The sequence below is a fragment of the Lysinibacillus sp. TE18511 genome, assembly GCF_054062295.1.
In genome coordinates this window covers 32,945-52,978 of the sequence record NZ_JBSSFD010000008.1, presented here as the reverse complement: position 1 = coordinate 52,978, position 20,034 = coordinate 32,945, and the positions used below count along the sequence as shown (strand labels likewise).

The window sequence follows — 20,034 nt, the reverse complement described above, 5'->3', positions numbered from 1 at the left end:
CTCTAACTTAAAGGTCAGTCCAACGGACATACTTTTACAAATAGTAATACTAGGACATATCTATGATATATCAAGTCCATAGCTTGGTCAATATAGCATTCTGTGGAAAGCTGGAGAATGTGAACATTTATTGAAACAAATTGCTAAATCTGTGCCCATTTGGTCGAAAGCATCGGAATCACTTGTCGCAATTGATCTTCAAGAATAGAGTTTTTCACACCTTTATCCATACTTTCTAACGGAATCGCTGGTAGCCAAATAACATTTACTTCATCTCCAATATTTGTCCAAGAATGGTCACAAGTAATGAAGAACACATGCTTAAAACCAGCATTATGTAATTGTGCCTCTAATTGCTTTGGCATTTCTTCGTCTTTTAAGATTACACTGTACGAAAATGGTGGCATCAGTAGTAGACGACCTTTAAATTGTTGTTCGACAAAAGATGTGAGCGATAACAAAAAATCTGCTTCTGAACCACTCTGTTTCATTTTTTCAGAAGTTAAATCGACGGATACGAGTGGAACAATTGCTGTATCAATAAATTCCTTCTGTGCCATAAACGATGTCATATCGTTTGCATTAAAATACATCCAACAAACCTCCCAATATTACATAAATCAATTTCGCCTTGGCGTAATTAATGTTGCTGTCGCTTCGCTTTCGCACAGATAAACAATGTTGCTGTCGCTTCGCTTTCGCACAGATAAACATTGTTGCTGTCGCTTCGCTTTCGCACAGATAAACATTGTTGCTGTCGCTTCGCTTTCGCACAGATCAATTGCCACAAGACGTGGTGTTCTTAGAATGGGTCCTCTATTTCAGTAGGCGTTTGGCACATCCACTGAATGAAGAAAAAAAAATGCCCTTCTCCACTCTTCAAAAGGATAACCAATAAAAAGCGAAAACAATCATTCACTAGTTATGTTACCATATCGAGGTGGATAAAGGACATTCAATTTTTAACTCTGTCTAACGTAAATTAGCTGTTTCCTTTAATGCTTGTAACAAATTAGACAATTCATAAAAGCGCTCTTCATCTCCTTGATCGAGAGCCTCATCAATCTGTGCGAGTAATTTTTCTTCTTGGAATACGAGTAAGCTGTTGGAAAGCAGCTCTTCTGCCAGTAAACGATCTTTTTCACTGACAATCAGTGCTTCCGGCATATAAGGGTTTTCTTCAAGAACTGCTAAGTATTGTGCACTTGGTGGTACATTTGGAAAATTCAATTGTATATACATATCTTCTTGTTCATGTAAGCGTAAATCATGGAAAGATTTCTCAGCATCTGCTGTCATTACATTGCCTTTGTAAAAACGAAATGGCACACCCGTTGAGTCAACGGTTGACATTACCATCGCTCTAGGACAATAGTGAGCTTCTTCAACAAATCGAATTCGTTTTAATAACTCATCATTACTTAATAAGTAATTCAAAATCCATACACATTCACGACGTTTCAATTGATAATTTTTTAAGAACCATCTAACAAATGCTTTTTTATCGACAACTGATACAGAAGCAGTCATACCCACTCCCTCCTTTACTCTAATTCTAAGGTTTCTAACTTCTCTTGCCACTCTAGTTCACCCGGTTGAATAGTTATTAATTGACCGAGTACTTCTTTAGCTTCTGAACGCTTCCCTTCCTCTAATAAGAAGTAAACATATTTTTCTAAAAATGCTGCATCTTCCTTAAAATCATTATATGCCAAATGGTAAAATTCGTATGCACGGTCGTACAATTCTAAATTTTCATATGCATCCGCAGCAAATGGGTATAATGTGCTCCATTCAAAATCATTTTGTTGCAACGTTTCAAATAATTCTATTACATCCTCATAACGCTCTTGTTGTGCCAACACAGAGATTAATGCTAACACTGCCTCCATGTATTCAGGATCTAACGCAATGGCTTCACGTAGATGCTGTTCGCCCTCAGCTGGCAAACCAGTTTTTAAAGCCATTTTACCAGCGAATAAATATAAGGACTTATCGTATTCGTCACGTGTTAATCCTTCCATAATTGCAGCGTATGCTTTTTTATTGTCTTCAATCATAGCATAGCTTTCGGCTAGCAATAAATAGGCAGAAAAATAATCCGGATCCAATTCCTTTAATTCCTCTAATTGTTTAATTGCCATTTCAAATTTTTGTGATTGGAAAGCTGAATATGCTGCACCAAATAAAATATCTGGCTTTATTTCACCCTCAAGCGCCTTTAAATAGTAATCTAAAGCTGTTTCATAGGCAGCCCCTGCACGATACACCTCAGCAAGTCGTTCAACAAGACTTACTCCTGCAAATTCAACTTGTTGTTCATTCAATTCCTCATACAGTCTTGCAGCCTCTAAAAAACGACCAGTTTCAAACAATAGTTCTGCTTTAGCAAATTGTAATAATGGTTCCTCCGGTAATATAGCTAGCGCCTCATTGATGCGCATTTCCGCTACTTCAAATAATCCTTGCATTTGATAATAATCCGCTAATACTAATAATGCCTGAGGATATTCTGGAGAGGTCTCCTCTATTTCTAATAAAAAATCTAACGCTTCATCTTCATCGCCAAGTTCCATTAAAACATTTGCACGATCAATTTTTAACTGTGCCTCTTCTGGGAATAAAAATTGTAAATGCTCCAGTACACGGTCTGCTTCCTTCATATACCCATACTGCATAAAAATTTCAGCTAGCTCATAAATTTCCTCAGGTAACTCCTTCATTAAAAATGATTCAAGTAGCTGTTCTATTAATGCTAAGTCCCCTTGTTCAAGTGCTTGCATCATTTCAGTCATCGCATTGTTCACAGTCTTCACCTATTCTTTCATTGATACCTTTATGCTACATAACATTTTCAACCGAAACAAGTAAAAAAACTCCCCAAAAGGCTTGGAGAGTCTAGCATTAGCTTTTACTTTACTTTACTACCTCTATATGCTCGAAAAATGGTGGATAAGAAACAGCAATACAATCGGCATCATCTAAAGTTACTGCCCCATCTGTTATAAGTGCTGCAACAGCGCCCATCATTCCAATACGATGATCACCATAGGTTTTAAGACTAGCACCTCGTAATGGCGTTGGTCCTTCAATAATCATTCCATCTTCGGTTGATTCAATATTAGCGCCTAGTTTTTTCAACTCATCCACTACAGCCGTTATCCGATCCGTTTCCTTCACTTTTAATTCCTCGGCATCCTTAATAATAGTTTTTCCATGTGCCTGCGTTGCTAATAAAGCAAGGATCGGGATTTCATCGATAAGTCGAGGAATAATATCTCCCTCAATTGTAGTTCCTTTTAATGCTGACGTTTCAATTGTAATTGTTGCTGTCGGCTCTGATTGGCTATCTTCGTTCGGCATAAGTGTCATAGTTGCTCCCATATTTTGAAGCACTTCAATGATACCATCTCTTGTTGGGTTAATTCCGACATTTTTTAGCATTATTTTACTACCTTCACAAATAGCTCCTGCAACTAAGAAAAAGGCAGCAGATGAAATATCACCCGGAACAGAAACATGCGTCCCCGTTAGAGTTTGCCCTCCTTGTATTGAAATAACACCATCCACCTCATCAACCTTTGCTCCAAATTGACGAAGCATTCTCTCAGTATGATCTCTAGATATTTCAGTTTCTCGAACAATTGTAGTACCTTCAGCACGTAAGCCTGCAAGTAAAATAGCAGACTTCACCTGTGCACTCGCAACAGGCATGTGATAATCTATAGCCCGTAATGTTGTACCTTGAATAGCTAGTGGCGTATATTGTCCATTTGCTCTTCCAGTAATATGGGTACCCATTTGACGTAATGGATCGATAACACGGCGCATTGGTCGTTTTCCAATAGACGCATCCCCTGTCATCACTGTGTGCACATTAGAACCAGCTAAAATCCCAAGCATTAAACGCGTTGTCGTACCAGAGTTCCCTGTGTATAGTACCTCTGAAGGTTCTTGCCACCCGTCTATACCTGGACTGTCGATGGATACATTTGTTCCTTCCACGTCAATTTTTACACCGAGTTTTCGGAAGCAGTCAATTGTACTTAAACAATCCTCACCTAATAAAAAGCCGTCAACTGTCGTTTTCCCCTTGGCAATAGCCCCAAACATAACAGAACGGTGAGAAACAGATTTGTCGCCAGGAATCGTTAAAGTCCCTTGTAAGGAAGGTTTATCATATTGTAATACTTTTTCACTCATCTTTTTCTTCCCTCCAATATGAAGATAGAAAGCGCCATAATTTCCGACGCTTTCTTTTAAACAGACATTTCCAATATAGATCGTCTACGAAATATAAGTTTCATAGTTAGCACGCTTTTGTATACACGCCGCTGCACGTTCACGGTCACTTTCGCTTTGTAAGCTAATAACAAGGATCCCGAAAACATCTTCACGTGACTCTACGATACGTAAATTAGTAATACTAATCGCTTCGTCTGCTAGCAATCCTGTCACCTCGGAAATAACCCCCGGATAGTCAGGAACATCAACATATAAGTCAAATGATGTAAACATAGCTCCTGCACTTATCGGTAATTCATCCCTTAGCTCCTTGGCAACCGCAAAATAGCTTTCAATGTCAGCTGAACCACCATTTAATAGCAGCTCCTTAACACGAGTCATTTCCTTTTCCCAGCATTCTAGTTGCGCAATAAGCTCATCACGATTTTGCAATGTAATATCTCGCCATAAAATCGGATTGGATGAGGCAATACGCGTTACATCACGGAAGCCACCTGCAGCAAGTGAACGTGTCATCGGATATTCCCCATTTTCTCCCCACAACTGATGTACAAGAGAAGCAGCAACGACATGTGGAAAATGACTAACTACAGCTGTCATATGATCATGCTCACGAGCAGATACACTTACAACTTTTGCATGTGTAAATTTTAAAAGACTTTCAAGCTGTGCCATATTGACAATTTCTTCACCAGCGAGTGGTGTTAGCATATAATACGCATTTTCAAAAAGGTGGGCCTTCGCAGCTAATACACCACTTTTATGAGAGCCTGCCATTGGATGCCCACCAATAAAAGTAATACCTAACTCACGTAATTCCCCAGCCTTTTGCATAATCGTTTTTTTTGTACTACCTGTATCTGTTACGATTACTTTATTTTTTAACGGCCATGTTTTTAATTGTTCCATCCATTCAAGTGTTGCGTTGACGGGAGTTCCAAAAATAATGACATCTATGTCGGCTGCAACTTTTTTCGGATCTGTCACAATATCATGAACGATGTTTAACGTTTTCGCATGTTCACGTGTTTTTGCATCCATATCATAGCCTATTATTTTTGTTTCAGGTGCCTTTTGTAATGCCAATGCAATCGAGCCTCCAATTAGACCAAGCCCGATAACAAGCACATTCCGTGTCATGCAAAAACCCCTTGCTCTTTTAGGACGTTTTCAAGGTGACCTAACAATGCTTCATTTTGAGCCTCTGTTCCGATGGTCACACGGATAAACCCAGGTAATCCTAACGCTTTTCCACTACGGATTATAAAGCCTCGCTTCATAAGCTCATTGAAAACAACATCACTATCAGCATTCGTATCAAAGAAAATAAAGTTCGTATCAGAAGGGAAGTATTTTAAATTATATTTTTCACAGAATTCAATATATTGTTTTTTGCCTTTTTCATTTGCTTCACGGCAAGCTTTTATAAATTCTTGGTCACTTATAGCAATTGTCGCAACTGCTTGACTTAAAATTGTATTATTAAATGGCGATCTTACTGGATCCAGCTTAGCAATTACTCCTGGTTGCCCTATTGCATAACCAACTCGGAAAGAAGCAAGACCATATGCTTTTGAGAATGTACGCAATAATAGTACATTTGGATACTCGTCGATTAATGGTAGAGTATCTTTGTGACCAGGATGCGTTACGTATTCGATATAAGCTTCATCTAATACGACTAGTACATCACTTGGTACCTTAGCTAAAAATGCACGTAATTCAACATCAGGAATCACAACGCCCGTTGGATTATTTGGACTACAAACCCAAACGACCGATGTTTTATCATCGATGGCTGCTACCATTGCATCTAAATCATGCGCACCTTCGATACAAGAAACTTTGCGTACCTCTGCCCCTTCAATTTCAGCATTATGCCAGTATTGAGAGAATGATGGGTCTGCCATGACTGTGTTCACACCAGGATACAACAGTGCACGAGTAATAATTGCAATAATATCGTCAGAGCCGTTACCAAAAAGAAGCTGTGTTTCATTGACACCTAAATGATTTGCAACAGCCGTACGTAAATTTTGTGCATAGCCATCTGGATAGATCGCATGATTTGCTGAATTATTTTGTAAATAAGCTGTTATCTTAGGTGAGCATCCAAATGGGTTTTCATTAGATGCTAATTTTACGACTTCTTGTAAGCCATATTCACGTTGTACTTCTTCAATTGGTTTACCAGGCTTATACGCTTGCATACCGTCCAGTTGTTGTTTCCATTTCATCTCAAACATCTCCTCTAATTATTTAGCTTGGGCTAAATCTGGTCTTAATTTCACTGCATCATTAAGATACAAGTGCTTTACATCTTTTTGTGCTACTTCCACATTCGCATGTATTAATATACGAATGCAAAGTGGCAATGCGTTTGGCACGTCTATTTCATGTGTACACATAACAGGTACATATTGCCACCCGTCCATTAATCGTACTGCACGTGCTGGAAATGCTGACGTAATATCAGGTGTTGTGGATATAAGTATGGAAGCAATATCATCTACCTCTACATTATTTGCTGCTACTACTTCACGCACTAACCTTGCTGTCTCATCCCATACAAGCTCTGGCTTGTCAGATTCAATTGTAATTGCTCCTCTAAGTCCACGAATCATACAAGCACCTCCGCTAATAGCTGTCGGAATTCGGCATCTACTTCTTTGCACTCCGCTAGATCAATTGGTCGCACAAAAGGTTTACCAATTTTTTCTAATAATACAAATTGTAAAATACCATACTCCGCTTTTTTATCTTTCATTAAATACTCTGTTAACTGTTCAAAAGAATACTCTTTCACAGCTTCAAAAGGATAGCCATTTTTTAATGCAAATTGCAAAAATGCTGTAGTGAAATTACGATTTAACTCACCGTATCGTTCACTTAATAATAAGCAATATACGAGCCCAATCATTACAGCCTCTCCATGCGCTACTTTTCCATAACCAGCAGCCGCCTCAATTGCATGCCCATAAGTATGACCTAAGTTTAAAAATTTTCGCACGGATTGCTCGGTTTCATCCTCTGCTACAATTTGCGCCTTCACTTCTATACCTTTTTTAAGTTGCTTTGCTAATTCTTCTGTGCTGAAATGAATAACTGTCTCTTCAGCCATTAATTCCTCTAACCATGCTGCATTAGAAATCATCGCATGTTTTATCACTTCTGCTGTTCCCGAACGTACCTCGCGCTCAGGTAAGCTTTCGATAAATACGGTATCATATATTACTCCCTCAGGTTGATAAAACGCACCAATCATATTCTTACCTAGTGGATGATTAATAGCTGTTTTACCACCTACTGCTGAGTCATGTGCTAAAATCGTCGTTGGGATTTGAATAAACGGTACACCACGCATGTAAGTGGCAGCTACAAAGCCTGTTAAATCACCTACAGCACCTCCACCGAATGCAAAAATAAATGATTTACGTGAGCATTTTTGTTCAAGTAAAAATGTTTGTGCCGCATTGTATTGTTCGAAGGTTTTACATGCCTCACCGCCTGGTAAAACAAACACCTCAAAATTATAAGGGAAATTTGCCTTGAAATAATCACCTTGTGCCACCCATACATTAGCATCCGTAAAAACAATTAGTTTATCAGCTTTTTGTAGCTGATCGTCAAATGCTTTTACTGCATCTGCTAAAAAATTATGCCCAAGTACAACCTCATATTGATGCGATTTCGTCGCTACTGGTACTCGCATAAATTAGAACCCCTTTGTATAACGACGTTGTTCGTCGATTTGAGCTTTTAGTTGAGGTAATTGATCACTATGGAATTGTTCCAATATTGCATTCGCTATTTCCCAGGCAATAACATGCTCTGCAACTACTGATGCTGCAGGTACTGCACAGCTATCTGAGCGCTCTACACTAGCTTTAAATGGCTCTTTCGTTTCAATATCAACACTTTGTAACGGTTTATATAACGTAGGGATTGGTTTCATCACACCACGTACGACAATAGGCATTCCTGTAGACATTCCACCTTCTAAACCACCCAGTCGATTTGTTGCTCGTGTGTAGCCTTCTTCCTCTGACCAAATGATTTCATCATGTACTTCAGAGCCTTTACGACGTGCCATTTCAAATCCAATTCCAAATTCAACACCTTTAAATGCATTGATAGATAGCATTGCAGCTGCTAGTTTTGAATCTAGCTTACGATCATAATGAACATATGAACCAACACCAGCTGGCATTCCTTCAACGATCACTTCAACTACGCCACCAATTGAGTCCCCCGCTTTTTTCGTTTCATCAATCGCTGCTACCATTTTGGCAGAAGCCTCTGGGTCAACACAATAGCAAGGGTCTGCTTCAACAATGGCACGAATTTCATCTGCAGATTTCCCTTCTAGTAAGGAAGAATCTGCTTTAATGCCAACGATTTCTGTTACATGTGACACAATGGAAATACCTAATTCATTTAATAGCGCCTTTGCAACAGAACCTACTGCTACTCGAACAGTTGTCTCACGTGCTGAAGAACGCTCTAACACATTGCGCAAATCATGGTGTCCGTATTTCATGCCACCTACTAAATCCGCATGCCCTGGACGTGGACGTGAAATTTGGCGTTTGATATCATCAGGATTCACATCTTCTGCCAATGGCTCTGCTCCCATAATTTTTGTCCAGTGCTTCCAGTCATCATTTGTGACTACGAGTGCTACGGGAGAACCAAGTGTTTGTCCGTGACGAACACCAGCAACTATTTCCACTGTATCCGTTTCGATTTGCATCCGACGACCGCGTCCATGTCCTCCTTGGCGACGTTTTAAATCGTGGTTAATTTTTTCTGCTGTAATTGGTAAGAGTGATGGTAAGCCCTCAATAATTGTTGTTAGTTGGGGTCCGTGTGACTCTCCCGCTGTTAAGTAACGCATAAACGCTTTCTCCCTTCAACTCGCTAAAGTATGTATTTTTCACTATAACATATATTCTCTAAAAAAACAGTCCTTTTGCAAATGTCATTAAAGTATCGCTTTAATTGTTTGCAAAATTCTAATTGTTCTAGCAACTCTCGAACTTAAATGCGAATATTCTGAACGATTTGGATAAAAAAACTTTTATCAGAAGCATTTAAAAAGGTTTATTTGATTTTAATAAAAATACGCTTTTTGCTTATAACAAGCGAAAAGCGTACGATTATCTATATCTAAGCCTTAAAATATGTACATGACATTCGCGTTGTCTACTGTACGATTGCTTTTCTTATATTATTAATTATTTTCGTCTATAGAAGAATGTATCCTCTACTTCAAACTCGTAACGAGATGGATTAAAGATTTGCTCTGTTGATCCAACAAATAAAATCCCATCCTTACGCAATGATTTACTAAAATTCGTATAAATCTGATCCTTTGCCTCTTCAGTAAAGTAAATCATAACATTGCGACAAACAATTAAATCATAATTAGAATCGTAATGATCTTTCAGTAAATTATGTTTCTTAAACGTCACACAGCGTTTAATTTCATCCTTGACTCTATAGAAAGAACCTTCTTGCTCAAAACACTTCGCTTTTATATCATTTGGCACTTCTGCTAAGGAACGCTCTGGATAGACACCAAGTTTCGCTTTTTGGATTACATTCTCATCTAAATCAGTAGCAATTATTTGAATTTGAGATAATGGTACTAATTGAGATAACACCATAACTAAAGAATAAGGTTCTTCACCAGTTGAACAAGCAGCACTCCAAATTTTTAAACGCTTATTAGATTGCAGTAATTTCGGAAATATTTTTTTCTGCAACACTTCCCAACGCTTACCATTTCGATAAAATTCGGAAACATTGATCGTCATCCGGTCTAAAAACTCATTCATTAAGTCACGATCTTGTTCAAGTGCCTTTAGAAAGTCTACAAAATTACGATAACCCTTTTTCTCATAGAGAGATGTTAATCGTCTTTTCATTTGCGCTTCTTTATATAAAGCTAAATCTATTCCTGTTTTGCGCTTTATACCTTCTATAAATTGTTCATAATCAGACATACGGTCTTCTTCCCCTCTAGCGTCATATTTCCATTATAGCGGAAAAGTGCCATTCCTGAAATAGTCTTTCACATGTAAACTAAGTTACTTAGTTGAGTTGTGTTTTTCCTCTAATAGTAAAACTTTCGAATGTTCTAATTCTAAGCGCATCTTTTCGGTTTCCATCGTGTATGTTTCTAATCGGAGCTTTTCTAACTCTACTTCCCTTTCAAGAGCCTTTAATTTAATTTTTTGTTTTCGTGTATATGCATCAGTAAAAATACCTGCTAAAGAAATAAGTACGCCCCCAATAATGGCTATAACCGCAATTGACAATGCATCCACATCCTTTCATTACTAATGATTATACGGCAAAATGGAAAAATAGTTTCATTTTCTTTCAATCTTTCGTTAATCTATCAAAAATATGGTTCTTCACCAAAACGTGTGGTTGATTTCCGTTCCGACTGGGCGCTTTGCCGCTGACGCTTCGCTTTCGCGCAGAGCAGAGCTTCCTGGGGGCGTCCGATGAGCCGCTTGGGGCAACAGGATGTTGGTCACGAAGGCGTTATCACAGGACGTGATGGTTTTAGCCTTCGTTCCTCTGCCTGCTCGCTCCAGGGTCTCGGGCCTACACGATGTAGGTCACGAAGGCGTTATCACAGGACGTGATGCTCTTAGCCTTCGTTCCTCTTTCGCTGATCCCCAAGGAGTCACCCAGCCTCCACTCCAATCAACTTATTTACATAGTATATGTTTTAACAAATGTCATCCACAACTTTTGGTGATGAGCCAAAAATATTCCTATTGATATTTTTGACTCTTCACCAAAATATGCACTAAACCTCACAAATTTTTCACATAAAAAATGAAGGCAGTTAGTCACCGCCTTCAAAGATTCAGTCTAAACCTCAACTCGATAATCTTTTAGCTCTTCTCTCAATTTTATCTTCATGAATTTTCCTACAGAGGTTTTCGGTACCTCATCTAAAAACACAATATCATCAGGAATCCATGTTTTATGAAATTTCGATTGTAAATCTTCTAGTAGCTCTGATTTCGTAATGGACTCCTTAAATTCAGGCTTTGGTACAACACATGCAAGCGGTCGTTCAATCCATTTTTCATGAGGGATTGCTATAACAGCAGCTTCAAACACTTTAGGATGTGACATCAAAGCATTTTCAAGCTCCACTGATGAGATCCATTCCCCACCGCTTTTAATTAAATCCTTTGTACGATCTGTAATTTTTATATAACCATCTACTGTCACTACCGCAATATCTCCAGTGTAGAGCCAGCCATCTTTAAAGGCTTCCTTTGTTCGCTCATCGTTGTAGTACTCTCCAGCAATCCACGGACCCCTAATTGTCAATTCGCCCATCGTTTTACCATCCCAAGGTACTTCACCATTTTCATTAACAACACGTGTTTCAATGAGAGGTACTGTTAGGCCTTGCGTAATACGAACGTCCATTTTCTCATCGTTTGTATAATCTTGCATATGTGTTAAATACGTCGATAGGCTAACAAGTGGCGATGTCTCGGTCATGCCAAAGCCCGTCATGTATGGAATCTTAAGCTCCTCCTCAAAGCCACGCACTAGACCGAGCGGCGAGGCTGAACCACCACATACAATCAACCGTATTGAAGACAAATCACGAGGATTTTTGCGTTGCTCCTGTAATACACCAAGCCAAATCGTAGGTACTCCTGCAGTCAACGTGACCTTATATGTTTCAAATAAATCCAGTAGTATCTGTGGTGTAAACATTGGTCCCGGTAGCACCTGTGTAGCACCAAATAATACACCAGCAAACGGAAACCCCCACGCATTCGCATGGAACATTGGTACGACAGGTAGTACAACATCTGCTTCGCTTATACCAACACCCTCGGAGAGTCCCGATACCATACTATGAAGGACAATACTGCGATGAGTATACACTACACCCTTTGGCATTCCTGTAGTCGCACTTGTGTAGCACATGCCAGCAGGTGTATTTTCATCTAGATCCTCTGGAAATTTAAAATCATCATTTGCCTCTGCAAGTAATGCCTCATAAGAAAGAGCATTCGGTAATGGAATGTTTTCTAGCGCGATATCATCTCCCATTACGATAAAATGCTTTACTGATTTAAGCTGTGAGACGATTGGTGCTATAAGGGGAACTAAATTATCGTCAATTAACAATATTTCATCTTCGGCATGATTAATGACATAAGCAATATGCTCAGGCGATAATCGAATATTAATCATATGCAATACAGCTCCTGCGCACGGAACTGCAAAATATGCTTCTAAATGACGATGATGGTTCCAAGCAAAAGTACCCACCTTCATACCTCGCTCCATCCCCAGCTTTGTAAGGGCATCTGCTAATTTACGAGTCCGTTTTACATATTCTTTATAAGTAATCTCGTGAATTGTTGTAGGGCTTGTCCGCGAATATATTTTTTTCGCATGGAAAAATCGTTCTGCTCGATCCAAAAAACTAGTTAATAATAAAGGTGTATCCATCATATGCATAATAACGTTCCCCTTTGTTCTTAAATTTTCTTAAATCTCCCAAGTCGGACTACTGATACCAACAAGATATACGAAACAAAATATGCTGAAGAACCTAATCTTTTTTCTCACTATCCGCAAACACCTTTCTACATCCGAGCACCATGAAGGTCATCACAAGAAGATGGTTTTTGCGTTCGTTCATCCACTAAGCTTTGTGCAAGGTCTTGCTTTTTAGTAGGAGTCGCGCCTCTTCTGGATATCCCCTATTTTGGCTGCATTCGGATTGCGCCGTCTAAACGAATTACTTCACCATTTAATAAACCGTTTTGGATAATACTTTCGACCAATAGCGCATATTCAGATGGTTTCCCAAGTCGTTTAGGGAACGGAGTCATTTGGGCAAGCGCAATTCTTGCTGGCTCTGGTAACGATGCAAACATTGGTGTTTCTACTATTCCTGGAGCAATCGTCATAACACGTACACCAATTTCAGCAAGCTCTCTAGCAATTGGCAAGGTCATCGCTGCCACACCACCTTTCGAGGCACTATATGCCGCTTGTCCTATTTGCCCATCAAATGCTGCCACAGATGCAGTATTAATAATAACACCACGCTGACCATCCTCGTTTGGCTCATTATGTTGCATCTTTTCAGCTGCAAGGCGAATAACATTGAAAGTGCCAATTAAATTGACTGAAATCACCTTTTCAAATAAATCAAGTGCATGTACACCACGCTTTGAAAGTACTTTTTTTGCATCAGCAATTCCCGCACAATTCACTGTGACGTTAATGGACCCAAATTTCGCCACTGCTTGCTCTAGCCCTGCCGCTACATCAGCTTCTTTTGTGACATCAACACGTACATATTGGACATTCTCACCCAACTCCTCAACTAGTGCATGTCCTCGCTCGTCATTTAGATCAAAAATCATTGCTTTGCCACCCTCTGCAACAATTTTACGAACAGTCGCCTCTCCTAAACCAGATGCTCCCCCTGTTACAACCGCTATTACTTCATTCATCAAACACAGCCCCTTTTACATTTTTTCAATAATAGTGGCATTCGCCATCCCCATACCTTCACATATAGCAAGTAAACCGTAGCGTAAATTTTCTCGCTCCATCCGATACAGCATCGTTGTTAACAATTTTGTACCCGACGCTCCTAATGGATGCCCTAAAGCAATTGCTCCACCATCTGGATTTAATTTATTTGGATCTGCACCAGTTTCATGCAACCAAACAAGTGGTACAGGTGCAAAAGCTTCGTTCACTTCATACGTATCAATTTCTTCAATCGTAAGACCTGACCGTTCTAATGCTTGTCTAGTTGCCTCAATTGGACCCGTTAACATTAACATCGGATCTGAGCCAACGACCACTCTAGTAACAATTTTAGCAAGCGGTCGTATACCAAGTTCTTGTGCCTTTTCTAAAGACATAACAACTACAGCAGAAGCACCATCACTCATTTGACTTGCGTTTCCAGCTGTTATTACACCATCTTCCTGGAAGACAGTTTTTAGTCCATTTAATTTATCAACTGTCGTTTCTGCCCGAGGTCCCTCATCAACAGAAAACGTGGTAACTGAGCCGTCTTCTTGTGTAACTTGGACAGGCAATATTTCCTTTTCAAAACGCCCCGCCTCAATAGCAGCTAATGCTCGTCTATGACTATTGTAAGCATAGTTATTTAGCTGTTCCTTCGACAAGCTCCATTTTTCCGCTATTTTCTCGGCTGATAACCCTTGATGTATAATTGTATAGTTATCTTGCAAGCGTTTACCTGCATGAGAACCCTTCATGTTAGAACCCATTGGCACCCTCGTCATGCTTTCAACCCCACCAGCTATAACAATGTCCATATCGCCTGCTAAAATGGCCTGTGCTGCAAAATGTACAGCCTGCTGACTTGAACCACATTGACGATCAATTGTCACACCTGGGACAGTCTCTGGAAAACCTGCCATTAACAATGCTGTACGGGCTATATTTGCTCCCTGCTCAGCCGTTTGCGTCACACAGCCAAAAATAACATCCTCCACTTGTTCCTTTCCAATCCCAGCTCGAAGGACAACCTCTTGTAGCACATCTGCAGCTAAATCGTCAGCACGAACATTGCTTAACGCCCCTTTACTCCTGCCAACTGCTGTACGAACAGCCGCTACAATTACCGCTTCTCTCATAATTAAAACCCCTTTGCTCCATTGATTCTCATTCCCTATCATCCATCACGTTAAAGTCTATTTGGGCGCGATGAAATATATACTGATTTAATTATCAGAATATTATAGCATTTATTTTACATGAATAAGAAGATATTAACAATTTTAATAGACTACCATGTTGCTATTTTCTAGTTAGTCGTCCATCCACCGCGTGTATCTTAGCCGTTCATCTCATAAATCAGAGCACAAAAAAAAGCAATCTCAAATTAAATTGAGATTGCTTAATCTATTTGCATATTAAGCTAAATCTTCACCGAAGAATAAGCCAATTTCGCGTTCTGCAGAAGCAAGAGAGTCAGAACCGTGGATGATGTTGTGAGAAACAGTTGTTGCATAGTCACCACGGATTGTACCCGGGTTAGATTCTTCAGGTTTAGTTGCTCCCATCATTGTACGAGCAAGCTTAATTACATTTTCGCCTTCCCATACCATAGCGAATACAGGACCAGAAGTGATGAAATCAACTAATTCACCAAAGAATGGACGCTCAGCATGCTCAGCATAGTGCTTTTCTGCTAATTCTTTAGGAATTACCATTAATTTAGCACCTTTCATAATAAAACCGCGACGTTCAAAACGATCTACGATATCTCCTACTACTTGACGTTCTACGCCATCCGGCTTAACCATTAAAAAAGTTTGTTCGATTGCCATGTTTAAAACACTCCTTAAATTCGTCTAACAGGTTTTACACCTACCGATAAATATTAACAAAAAATGAGCATTTGTACAACAAAAAGCTAGAATTTACGCTTGCCCATAAATAAGGCGACATCACGCAATTTTTTCTTAACAGGATGTTTTGGTAATGCATCTATTTCCTGTAATGCCTTTTTCAAATATTTATCACTCATTTTATTAGCTTGCTCAATCGCGTCAGATTTACGCACATACTGCAACATTTTTTGACGTTCTGTCTCCGTCAATGTCCCTGCAAATACTTTTACTAAATAAGGTTGCATCTCTGGATCATCTTTTAATAATAGAATCGGTAATGTAATATTGCCCTGCAATAAATCACTGCCTGCAGGCTTTCCTAATTCTTTATCAGTCGCCATAATATCTAAAACATCATCAATAATTTGGAAGCTCATGCCAACAAAGTAGCCGAAGCGTTTCAAATGTCTCACTGTTTTGGCATCAACACCTGCTGCTACAGCACCAAGCTCACAACTAGAAGAAATCAGCAATGCCGTTTTTCGTTTGATTCTTCTAAAATAATCCTTTAAACCTTGATCTAATCTAAACTTATCTTCGATTTGAATGACTTCACCGTTACAAATTTCCACCATTGTACGTGCTAAAATTTGATGAACTAATGGGTCTTCAAGCTTTGTAATATATTCAAGTGCACGTGCAAAAATAAAATCGCCCGTGTACATCGCTACTCTATTATTCCATTGTGATTTGACAGTCGGGCGTCCTCTTCGCATATTGGAATCATCAATTACATCATCATGCACTAGTGACGCCATATGAATAAGCTCTACAGGCACAGCTACATCCTTCATCTTATCGATATCATATTCGCCAAATTTCGCGCCAAGCAACACAAAAATTGGTCGTATCCGTTTACCACCAGCTTGCAATAAATGGAGAGAAGCATCGTTGATCAAATCTGAAGAAGAGTACACTGCTTTTTCTAACTCTTGTTCAATAATATCGATATCTGATTTCAAATCGGAATAGAGTAGTTTCAACTTGATCTTTTCCACGTGTGAAAACCTTCCCCCATTAACGTACCTTTTTAAAGCCTATATGCATTGCCGCAGCACCGCCACTGTATGCTTTGTACGTTACTTTTTCTAAACCTGCCTGCTCAAACAATGCCGCTAACTTCTTCATACCTGGGAAATCATTTGCTGATTCCTGTAGCCAAGAATATTCTTTATAACTTTTCGCAAATATTTTACCAAATATCGGCATTATATATTTAAAATAAAAACGGAATAATTGTCGATAGCCCGGAATTTCAGATTGCGAAGTTTCTAAACAAACAACTATTCCACCTGGTTTTACAACACGATGCATTTCCTTTAATACTTGTAAATAATCTGGTACATTGCGAAGACCAAAACCAATCGTTACATAATCAAATGTATTGTCTGGGAAAGGTAATTCCATAGCATTTCCATGTATTAGTTCAATCTGTGGATAAGGCTTTACCTTTTGCTCGCCAACCTTTAACATGTTTTGACTAAAGTCTAGCCCTTTGACTTCTCCGCCTTCACCCACAGCCTCAGCTAAGGCAATTGTCCAATCTGCCGTACCACAGCAAACATCTAGTGCCTTCGCTCCAGGTTTTACTGCCATATGCTTCATCGTGTCATTGCGCCAGCCAACATGCATCTGGAAACTGATCACACCATTCATTTTGTCATAGTTATCCGAAATACTTTCAAATACTTCGTGCACGTGCTCTTCTTTCGTTTTAGCCATTTTGAAAAACCTCTCTTATCCATTAGTAGAAGCAATGGATGCCTCTACACGTGCTTGTAGAGCCTGTTTTACATCACTTTGTAAAAACGATGCATATTCTATCACCTGTAACAGCTCTGTTTTTAATTGCACAATTTTGTCCTGGATGACGTTGCTATATGTCGACCCAGCATATCTCGCACTTTCTTCAAGGGCCTTACTCATTAAAGTTACTTGGCCACGTTGATATGTCGCCCATTCTCTCTCTAAACGCAAGATTAATAAGCTCTTCTCCATAATTGGAATATATTCACTAAATGAATAGAGCTCAAAAAATTTTGAGATTAATCCTGATTCAATATTACTTATTGAGTCAAACCATTGTTCGATTGTACGTTTTTCTGTCTCATACACTTTAATTTGGTGTTCACAACGTGCCACAATTCCTTGCGACAAACTTCGAATCAATACGACATTTCTTGACATTGCTAATATTTCATAATAACGGCCACTATAAAAGTCACCAGCTAAAACGGTTAGCTGCTGTTCTTTTGATGTGGCGTCAAATTCTTTTATATGATCGTGCGCCGCTAAGGCTGCGTACACAATTCCAACAGTGATAGCAGCTTCTCTTTGCTCTTGTTGCCACTCTTCACCATTCAAAAAGGGAACTAACAAGTAAAATAATTGATTTTCATCGAGCACAGGTATCCCTGTATATTTTTGCAAAGTTCTATGACGAACATCCATGAAAATCTCTGTTTTTAACTGTGCAATTGAATTTTGAATGTATGTTGCATTCATAGACCTTACTCCATTTCACTTTCAAATACGTTAGTCGCATTCATGACCTAACGCTTGCTTACTGAGTCATTATAGCATACGCGACGATTCGGAATGAAAAATTTTTGCTGCATCCAACATGATAGCCAGTAGAGCTTCACCAATCAATTATGCCTAGGCATAATTGATTCCATGATGTGAAGTTCTTAGCCTGAGTTCCTCTATTTTAGCAAATGTTTAAACACCTGTTAAAATATGTTAAAATCCATCATAAATCCAACTGCCTTAAAAATCGAATCAAAAACATTACTAGTTTTACACATCTATTCGATTAATATGTGTCATTACAACTTTCAAAAAGTACTTCAGAATAGATTATTCTCTATTACTTTTTAGCCTCGCTATTAATGACACCATGAGCCGTATGAATCTGTGCTTTTCCGCGAATTTTCATGGCGGATGTGTGTTCAGTAAATTGAGCAATCATAACTTCGCCCGCGTCTAATTTTTCAGAGTGATGGAACTTAGTATCTGTACCTCGTGTTAAACCGATTACATGCACGCCATCTTCCTCTGCTTGAATAACAATATAATCTTGTGCCATTGTCTGTACGCTCCTTAAATCCGACAAATTCTTAGTCCATCATAACATAATTACACTCGCAATTTAAGACATTTGAATAAATGATAATACTTCTCTACGTTTCACTTCGTCTTCTTCGTAAATGCCGCGTGCAACAGATGTCACAGTTTTAGATCCTGGCTTCTTAAGTCCTCGCATAGTCATACACATATGTTCCGCTTCAATCACTACATAGACACCTTTAGGAGTGAGCATTTCCATAATTGTATCTGCCACTGAAGAAGTAATACGTTCTTGTAATTGCGGTCGACGAGCAATGGTTTCTACTGCACGTCCTAATTTACTTAGTCCGGCAACAATGCCGTCGTTTGGTATGTATGCTACATGAGCTTTTCCGTAAAAAGGAACTAGATGATGCTCACACATCGAATAAAACGGAATATCCTTTACAAGTACTAACTCCTCATGATCTTCATGAAACACTGTTTTAAAATAATCTTTTGCGTCTTCATGTAAGCCACTAAACATTTCCGCATACATTTTTGCAACACGTTTCGGTGTATCGAGTAAACCTTCACGATTTACATCTTCACCTACCGCTTCTAAAATCATTTTTACTGCTTCTTCTATTTTCAATAAATCAATATTCGACATCCGTAAAAACCTCCTGCGTATCTATACATTACACATTTCTTTATGCATCGTAGCATATCCAATAGGTAAGCGCAAAACGACTTACTTGATTCAAAAGAAATTCAACGCTATATGAGCAAAATAGCCACTAAATGACCTCTAGCTAGGGGCACATTTTATAATTGTGCATATGATAACTATAATACTCAATTCACGACCTAACATCTCTTATAAAATTAATTTACTTGCATCTTTTTATGTACTATAACTTATTTTGCATACTTTTCAGCGTGACGTTAAAAAGAGCAGTCTTCATGTAAATAACATGAAGACTGCTCTATGTAACTACTAGACGTGTATTATTTTACAGCATCTTTAAGCGCTTTACCTGGTTTGAAAGCAGGTACCTTGCTAGCAGCGATTTCGATTTCTTTACCAGTTTGTGGGTTACGACCTTTACGAGCCGCACGTTCACGTACTTCAAAGTTACCAAAACCAATTAATTGTACTTTGTCACCCTTTGCAAGAGCATCTTGAATTGTATCAAATACAGCTTCAACTGCTTTAGAAGCGTCTTTTTTAGAAAGACCTGCAGCTTCAGCAACAGAGTTTACTAATTCTGTTTTATTCACACCATTCACC

23 protein-coding genes are annotated in these 20,034 nt (G+C 38.9%); all 23 read right to left on the bottom strand.

What is annotated here, in order from left to right; translation table 11 throughout:
- Window positions 1-143: 143 nt before the first annotated feature.
- Complete coding sequence (locus ACVWXS_RS08240; RefSeq protein ID WP_427420256.1) at window positions 144-593, bottom strand: YpiF family protein; 450 nt, start codon at window positions 591-593, stop codon at window positions 144-146.
- A 27-nt stretch (window positions 594-620) separates the two neighbouring features.
- Window positions 621-788 carry a hypothetical protein gene (locus tag ACVWXS_RS08235; RefSeq protein WP_456957511.1) on the bottom strand — a complete coding sequence of 56 codons (168 nt, stop codon included), beginning with the start codon at window positions 786-788 and terminating at the stop codon, window positions 621-623.
- A gap of 184 nt (window positions 789-972) precedes the next feature.
- On the bottom strand, window positions 973-1,530 hold the full coding sequence (locus ACVWXS_RS08230) for a ReoY family proteolytic degradation factor (RefSeq protein WP_068982835.1): 558 nt from the start codon (window positions 1,528-1,530) through the stop codon (window positions 973-975).
- 14 nt (window positions 1,531-1,544) lie between these two features.
- Window positions 1,545-2,795, bottom strand: a complete 1,251-nt coding sequence (locus tag ACVWXS_RS08225; protein WP_456957661.1) for a tetratricopeptide repeat protein — start codon at window positions 2,793-2,795, stop codon at window positions 1,545-1,547.
- Between the two features lie 121 nt (window positions 2,796-2,916).
- Complete coding sequence (gene aroA, locus ACVWXS_RS08220; RefSeq protein WP_456957509.1) at window positions 2,917-4,203, bottom strand: 3-phosphoshikimate 1-carboxyvinyltransferase; 1,287 nt, start codon at window positions 4,201-4,203, stop codon at window positions 2,917-2,919.
- 84 nt (window positions 4,204-4,287) lie between these two features.
- Window positions 4,288-5,385, bottom strand: coding sequence for a prephenate dehydrogenase (locus ACVWXS_RS08215; RefSeq protein ID WP_456957507.1), 1,098 nt, complete (start codon window positions 5,383-5,385; stop codon window positions 4,288-4,290).
- Window positions 5,382-6,482 carry a histidinol-phosphate transaminase gene (hisC, locus tag ACVWXS_RS08210; protein WP_456957505.1) on the bottom strand — a complete coding sequence of 367 codons (1,101 nt, stop codon included), beginning with the start codon at window positions 6,480-6,482 and terminating at the stop codon, window positions 5,382-5,384. The genes ACVWXS_RS08215 and hisC overlap by 4 nt, the downstream gene beginning before the upstream one ends.
- An 18-nt stretch (window positions 6,483-6,500) precedes the next feature.
- On the bottom strand, window positions 6,501-6,869 hold the full coding sequence (aroH, locus tag ACVWXS_RS08205) for a chorismate mutase (RefSeq protein ID WP_456957503.1): 369 nt from the start codon (window positions 6,867-6,869) through the stop codon (window positions 6,501-6,503).
- Complete coding sequence (gene aroB, locus ACVWXS_RS08200) at window positions 6,866-7,957, bottom strand: 3-dehydroquinate synthase (RefSeq protein WP_456957501.1); 1,092 nt, start codon at window positions 7,955-7,957, stop codon at window positions 6,866-6,868. The genes aroH and aroB overlap by 4 nt, the downstream gene beginning before the upstream one ends.
- 3 nt (window positions 7,958-7,960) lie before the next feature.
- Window positions 7,961-9,142: a chorismate synthase gene (aroC, locus tag ACVWXS_RS08195; protein ID WP_456957499.1), complete on the bottom strand. Its 1,182-nt coding sequence runs from the start codon at window positions 9,140-9,142 to the stop codon at window positions 7,961-7,963.
- A gap of 340 nt (window positions 9,143-9,482) precedes the next feature.
- Window positions 9,483-10,253: a CheR family methyltransferase gene (locus tag ACVWXS_RS08190; RefSeq protein WP_368637967.1), complete on the bottom strand. Its 771-nt coding sequence runs from the start codon at window positions 10,251-10,253 to the stop codon at window positions 9,483-9,485.
- Between the two features lie 84 nt (window positions 10,254-10,337).
- On the bottom strand, window positions 10,338-10,568 hold the full coding sequence (locus ACVWXS_RS08185) for a hypothetical protein (RefSeq protein ID WP_374967500.1): 231 nt from the start codon (window positions 10,566-10,568) through the stop codon (window positions 10,338-10,340).
- Between the two features lie 99 nt (window positions 10,569-10,667).
- A complete protein-coding gene (locus tag ACVWXS_RS08180) occupies window positions 10,668-10,793 on the bottom strand; it encodes a hypothetical protein (protein WP_456957496.1) in 126 nt (41 codons plus the stop codon).
- A 343-nt stretch (window positions 10,794-11,136) separates the two neighbouring features.
- Entirely contained in the window at window positions 11,137-12,762 is a 1,626-nt protein-coding gene (locus ACVWXS_RS08175) for a long-chain fatty acid--CoA ligase (protein ID WP_456957494.1), read from the bottom strand.
- Between the two features lie 245 nt (window positions 12,763-13,007).
- The gene (locus tag ACVWXS_RS08170) at window positions 13,008-13,769 is read right to left on the bottom strand and encodes a 3-hydroxyacyl-CoA dehydrogenase (RefSeq protein ID WP_456957492.1); all 762 of its coding nucleotides are present in this window, start codon (window positions 13,767-13,769) and stop codon (window positions 13,008-13,010) included.
- A gap of 15 nt (window positions 13,770-13,784) precedes the next feature.
- Window positions 13,785-14,933 (bottom strand): thiolase family protein, encoded by a 1,149-nt coding sequence (locus ACVWXS_RS08165; RefSeq protein ID WP_456957490.1) that lies wholly within the window; start codon window positions 14,931-14,933, stop codon window positions 13,785-13,787.
- Window positions 14,934-15,212: 279 nt separating this feature from the next.
- On the bottom strand, window positions 15,213-15,629 hold the full coding sequence (ndk, locus tag ACVWXS_RS08160) for a nucleoside-diphosphate kinase (protein WP_368637972.1): 417 nt from the start codon (window positions 15,627-15,629) through the stop codon (window positions 15,213-15,215).
- Window positions 15,630-15,715: 86 nt separating this feature from the next.
- Window positions 15,716-16,690: a heptaprenyl diphosphate synthase component II gene (gene hepT / locus ACVWXS_RS08155; RefSeq protein ID WP_368637973.1), complete on the bottom strand. Its 975-nt coding sequence runs from the start codon at window positions 16,688-16,690 to the stop codon at window positions 15,716-15,718.
- Window positions 16,691-16,709: 19 nt separating this feature from the next.
- The gene (locus ACVWXS_RS08150) at window positions 16,710-17,414 is read right to left on the bottom strand and encodes a demethylmenaquinone methyltransferase (RefSeq protein WP_368637974.1); all 705 of its coding nucleotides are present in this window, start codon (window positions 17,412-17,414) and stop codon (window positions 16,710-16,712) included.
- Window positions 17,415-17,429: 15 nt separating this feature from the next.
- Window positions 17,430-18,197 (bottom strand): heptaprenyl diphosphate synthase component 1, encoded by a 768-nt coding sequence (locus ACVWXS_RS08145; protein ID WP_456957487.1) that lies wholly within the window; start codon window positions 18,195-18,197, stop codon window positions 17,430-17,432.
- A 364-nt stretch (window positions 18,198-18,561) separates the two neighbouring features.
- Window positions 18,562-18,780, bottom strand: a complete 219-nt coding sequence (gene mtrB, locus ACVWXS_RS08140; RefSeq protein WP_049666799.1) for a trp RNA-binding attenuation protein MtrB — start codon at window positions 18,778-18,780, stop codon at window positions 18,562-18,564.
- 63 nt (window positions 18,781-18,843) lie between these two features.
- Window positions 18,844-19,413 carry a GTP cyclohydrolase I FolE gene (folE, locus tag ACVWXS_RS08135; protein WP_068982861.1) on the bottom strand — a complete coding sequence of 190 codons (570 nt, stop codon included), beginning with the start codon at window positions 19,411-19,413 and terminating at the stop codon, window positions 18,844-18,846.
- 338 nt (window positions 19,414-19,751) lie between these two features.
- Window positions 19,752-20,024 (bottom strand): HU family DNA-binding protein, encoded by a 273-nt coding sequence (locus ACVWXS_RS08130; protein ID WP_004232618.1) that lies wholly within the window; start codon window positions 20,022-20,024, stop codon window positions 19,752-19,754.
- Window positions 20,025-20,034: the final 10 nt, after the last annotated feature.

What these genes read in the sequence shown, in the direction of transcription:
- aroH (WP_456957503.1), bottom strand. Translation starts at nt 6,869, where the DNA reads ATGATTCGTGGACTTAGAGGAGCAATTACAATTGAATCTGACAAGCCA.
- ACVWXS_RS08145 (WP_456957487.1), bottom strand. Translation starts at nt 18,197, where the DNA reads ATGAATGCAACATACATTCAAAATTCAATTGCACAGTTAAAAACAGAG.
- mtrB (WP_049666799.1), bottom strand. Translation starts at nt 18,780, where the DNA reads ATGGCACAAGATTATATTGTTATTCAAGCAGAGGAAGATGGCGTGCAT.
- aroB (WP_456957501.1), bottom strand. Translation starts at nt 7,957, where the DNA reads ATGCGAGTACCAGTAGCGACGAAATCGCATCAATATGAGGTTGTACTT.
- folE (WP_068982861.1), bottom strand. Translation starts at nt 19,413, where the DNA reads ATGTCGAATATTGATTTATTGAAAATAGAAGAAGCAGTAAAAATGATT.
- ACVWXS_RS08175 (WP_456957494.1), bottom strand. Translation starts at nt 12,762, where the DNA reads ATGCATATGATGGATACACCTTTATTATTAACTAGTTTTTTGGATCGA.
- ACVWXS_RS08215 (WP_456957507.1), bottom strand. Translation starts at nt 5,385, where the DNA reads ATGACACGGAATGTGCTTGTTATCGGGCTTGGTCTAATTGGAGGCTCG.
- ACVWXS_RS08150 (WP_368637974.1), bottom strand. Translation starts at nt 17,414, where the DNA reads ATGGCTAAAACGAAAGAAGAGCACGTGCACGAAGTATTTGAAAGTATT.
- ACVWXS_RS08165 (WP_456957490.1), bottom strand. Translation starts at nt 14,933, where the DNA reads ATGAGAGAAGCGGTAATTGTAGCGGCTGTTCGTACAGCAGTTGGCAGG.
- ACVWXS_RS08240 (WP_427420256.1), bottom strand. Translation starts at nt 593, where the DNA reads ATGTATTTTAATGCAAACGATATGACATCGTTTATGGCACAGAAGGAA.
- ACVWXS_RS08225 (WP_456957661.1), bottom strand. Translation starts at nt 2,795, where the DNA reads ATGACTGAAATGATGCAAGCACTTGAACAAGGGGACTTAGCATTAATA.
- ACVWXS_RS08170 (WP_456957492.1), bottom strand. Translation starts at nt 13,769, where the DNA reads ATGAATGAAGTAATAGCGGTTGTAACAGGGGGAGCATCTGGTTTAGGA.
- aroA (WP_456957509.1), bottom strand. Translation starts at nt 4,203, where the DNA reads ATGAGTGAAAAAGTATTACAATATGATAAACCTTCCTTACAAGGGACT.
- ACVWXS_RS08190 (WP_368637967.1), bottom strand. Translation starts at nt 10,253, where the DNA reads ATGTCTGATTATGAACAATTTATAGAAGGTATAAAGCGCAAAACAGGA.
- ACVWXS_RS08230 (WP_068982835.1), bottom strand. Translation starts at nt 1,530, where the DNA reads ATGACTGCTTCTGTATCAGTTGTCGATAAAAAAGCATTTGTTAGATGG.
- hisC (WP_456957505.1), bottom strand. Translation starts at nt 6,482, where the DNA reads ATGAAATGGAAACAACAACTGGACGGTATGCAAGCGTATAAGCCTGGT.
- aroC (WP_456957499.1), bottom strand. Translation starts at nt 9,142, where the DNA reads ATGCGTTACTTAACAGCGGGAGAGTCACACGGACCCCAACTAACAACA.
- ndk (WP_368637972.1), bottom strand. Translation starts at nt 15,629, where the DNA reads ATGGCAATCGAACAAACTTTTTTAATGGTTAAGCCGGATGGCGTAGAA.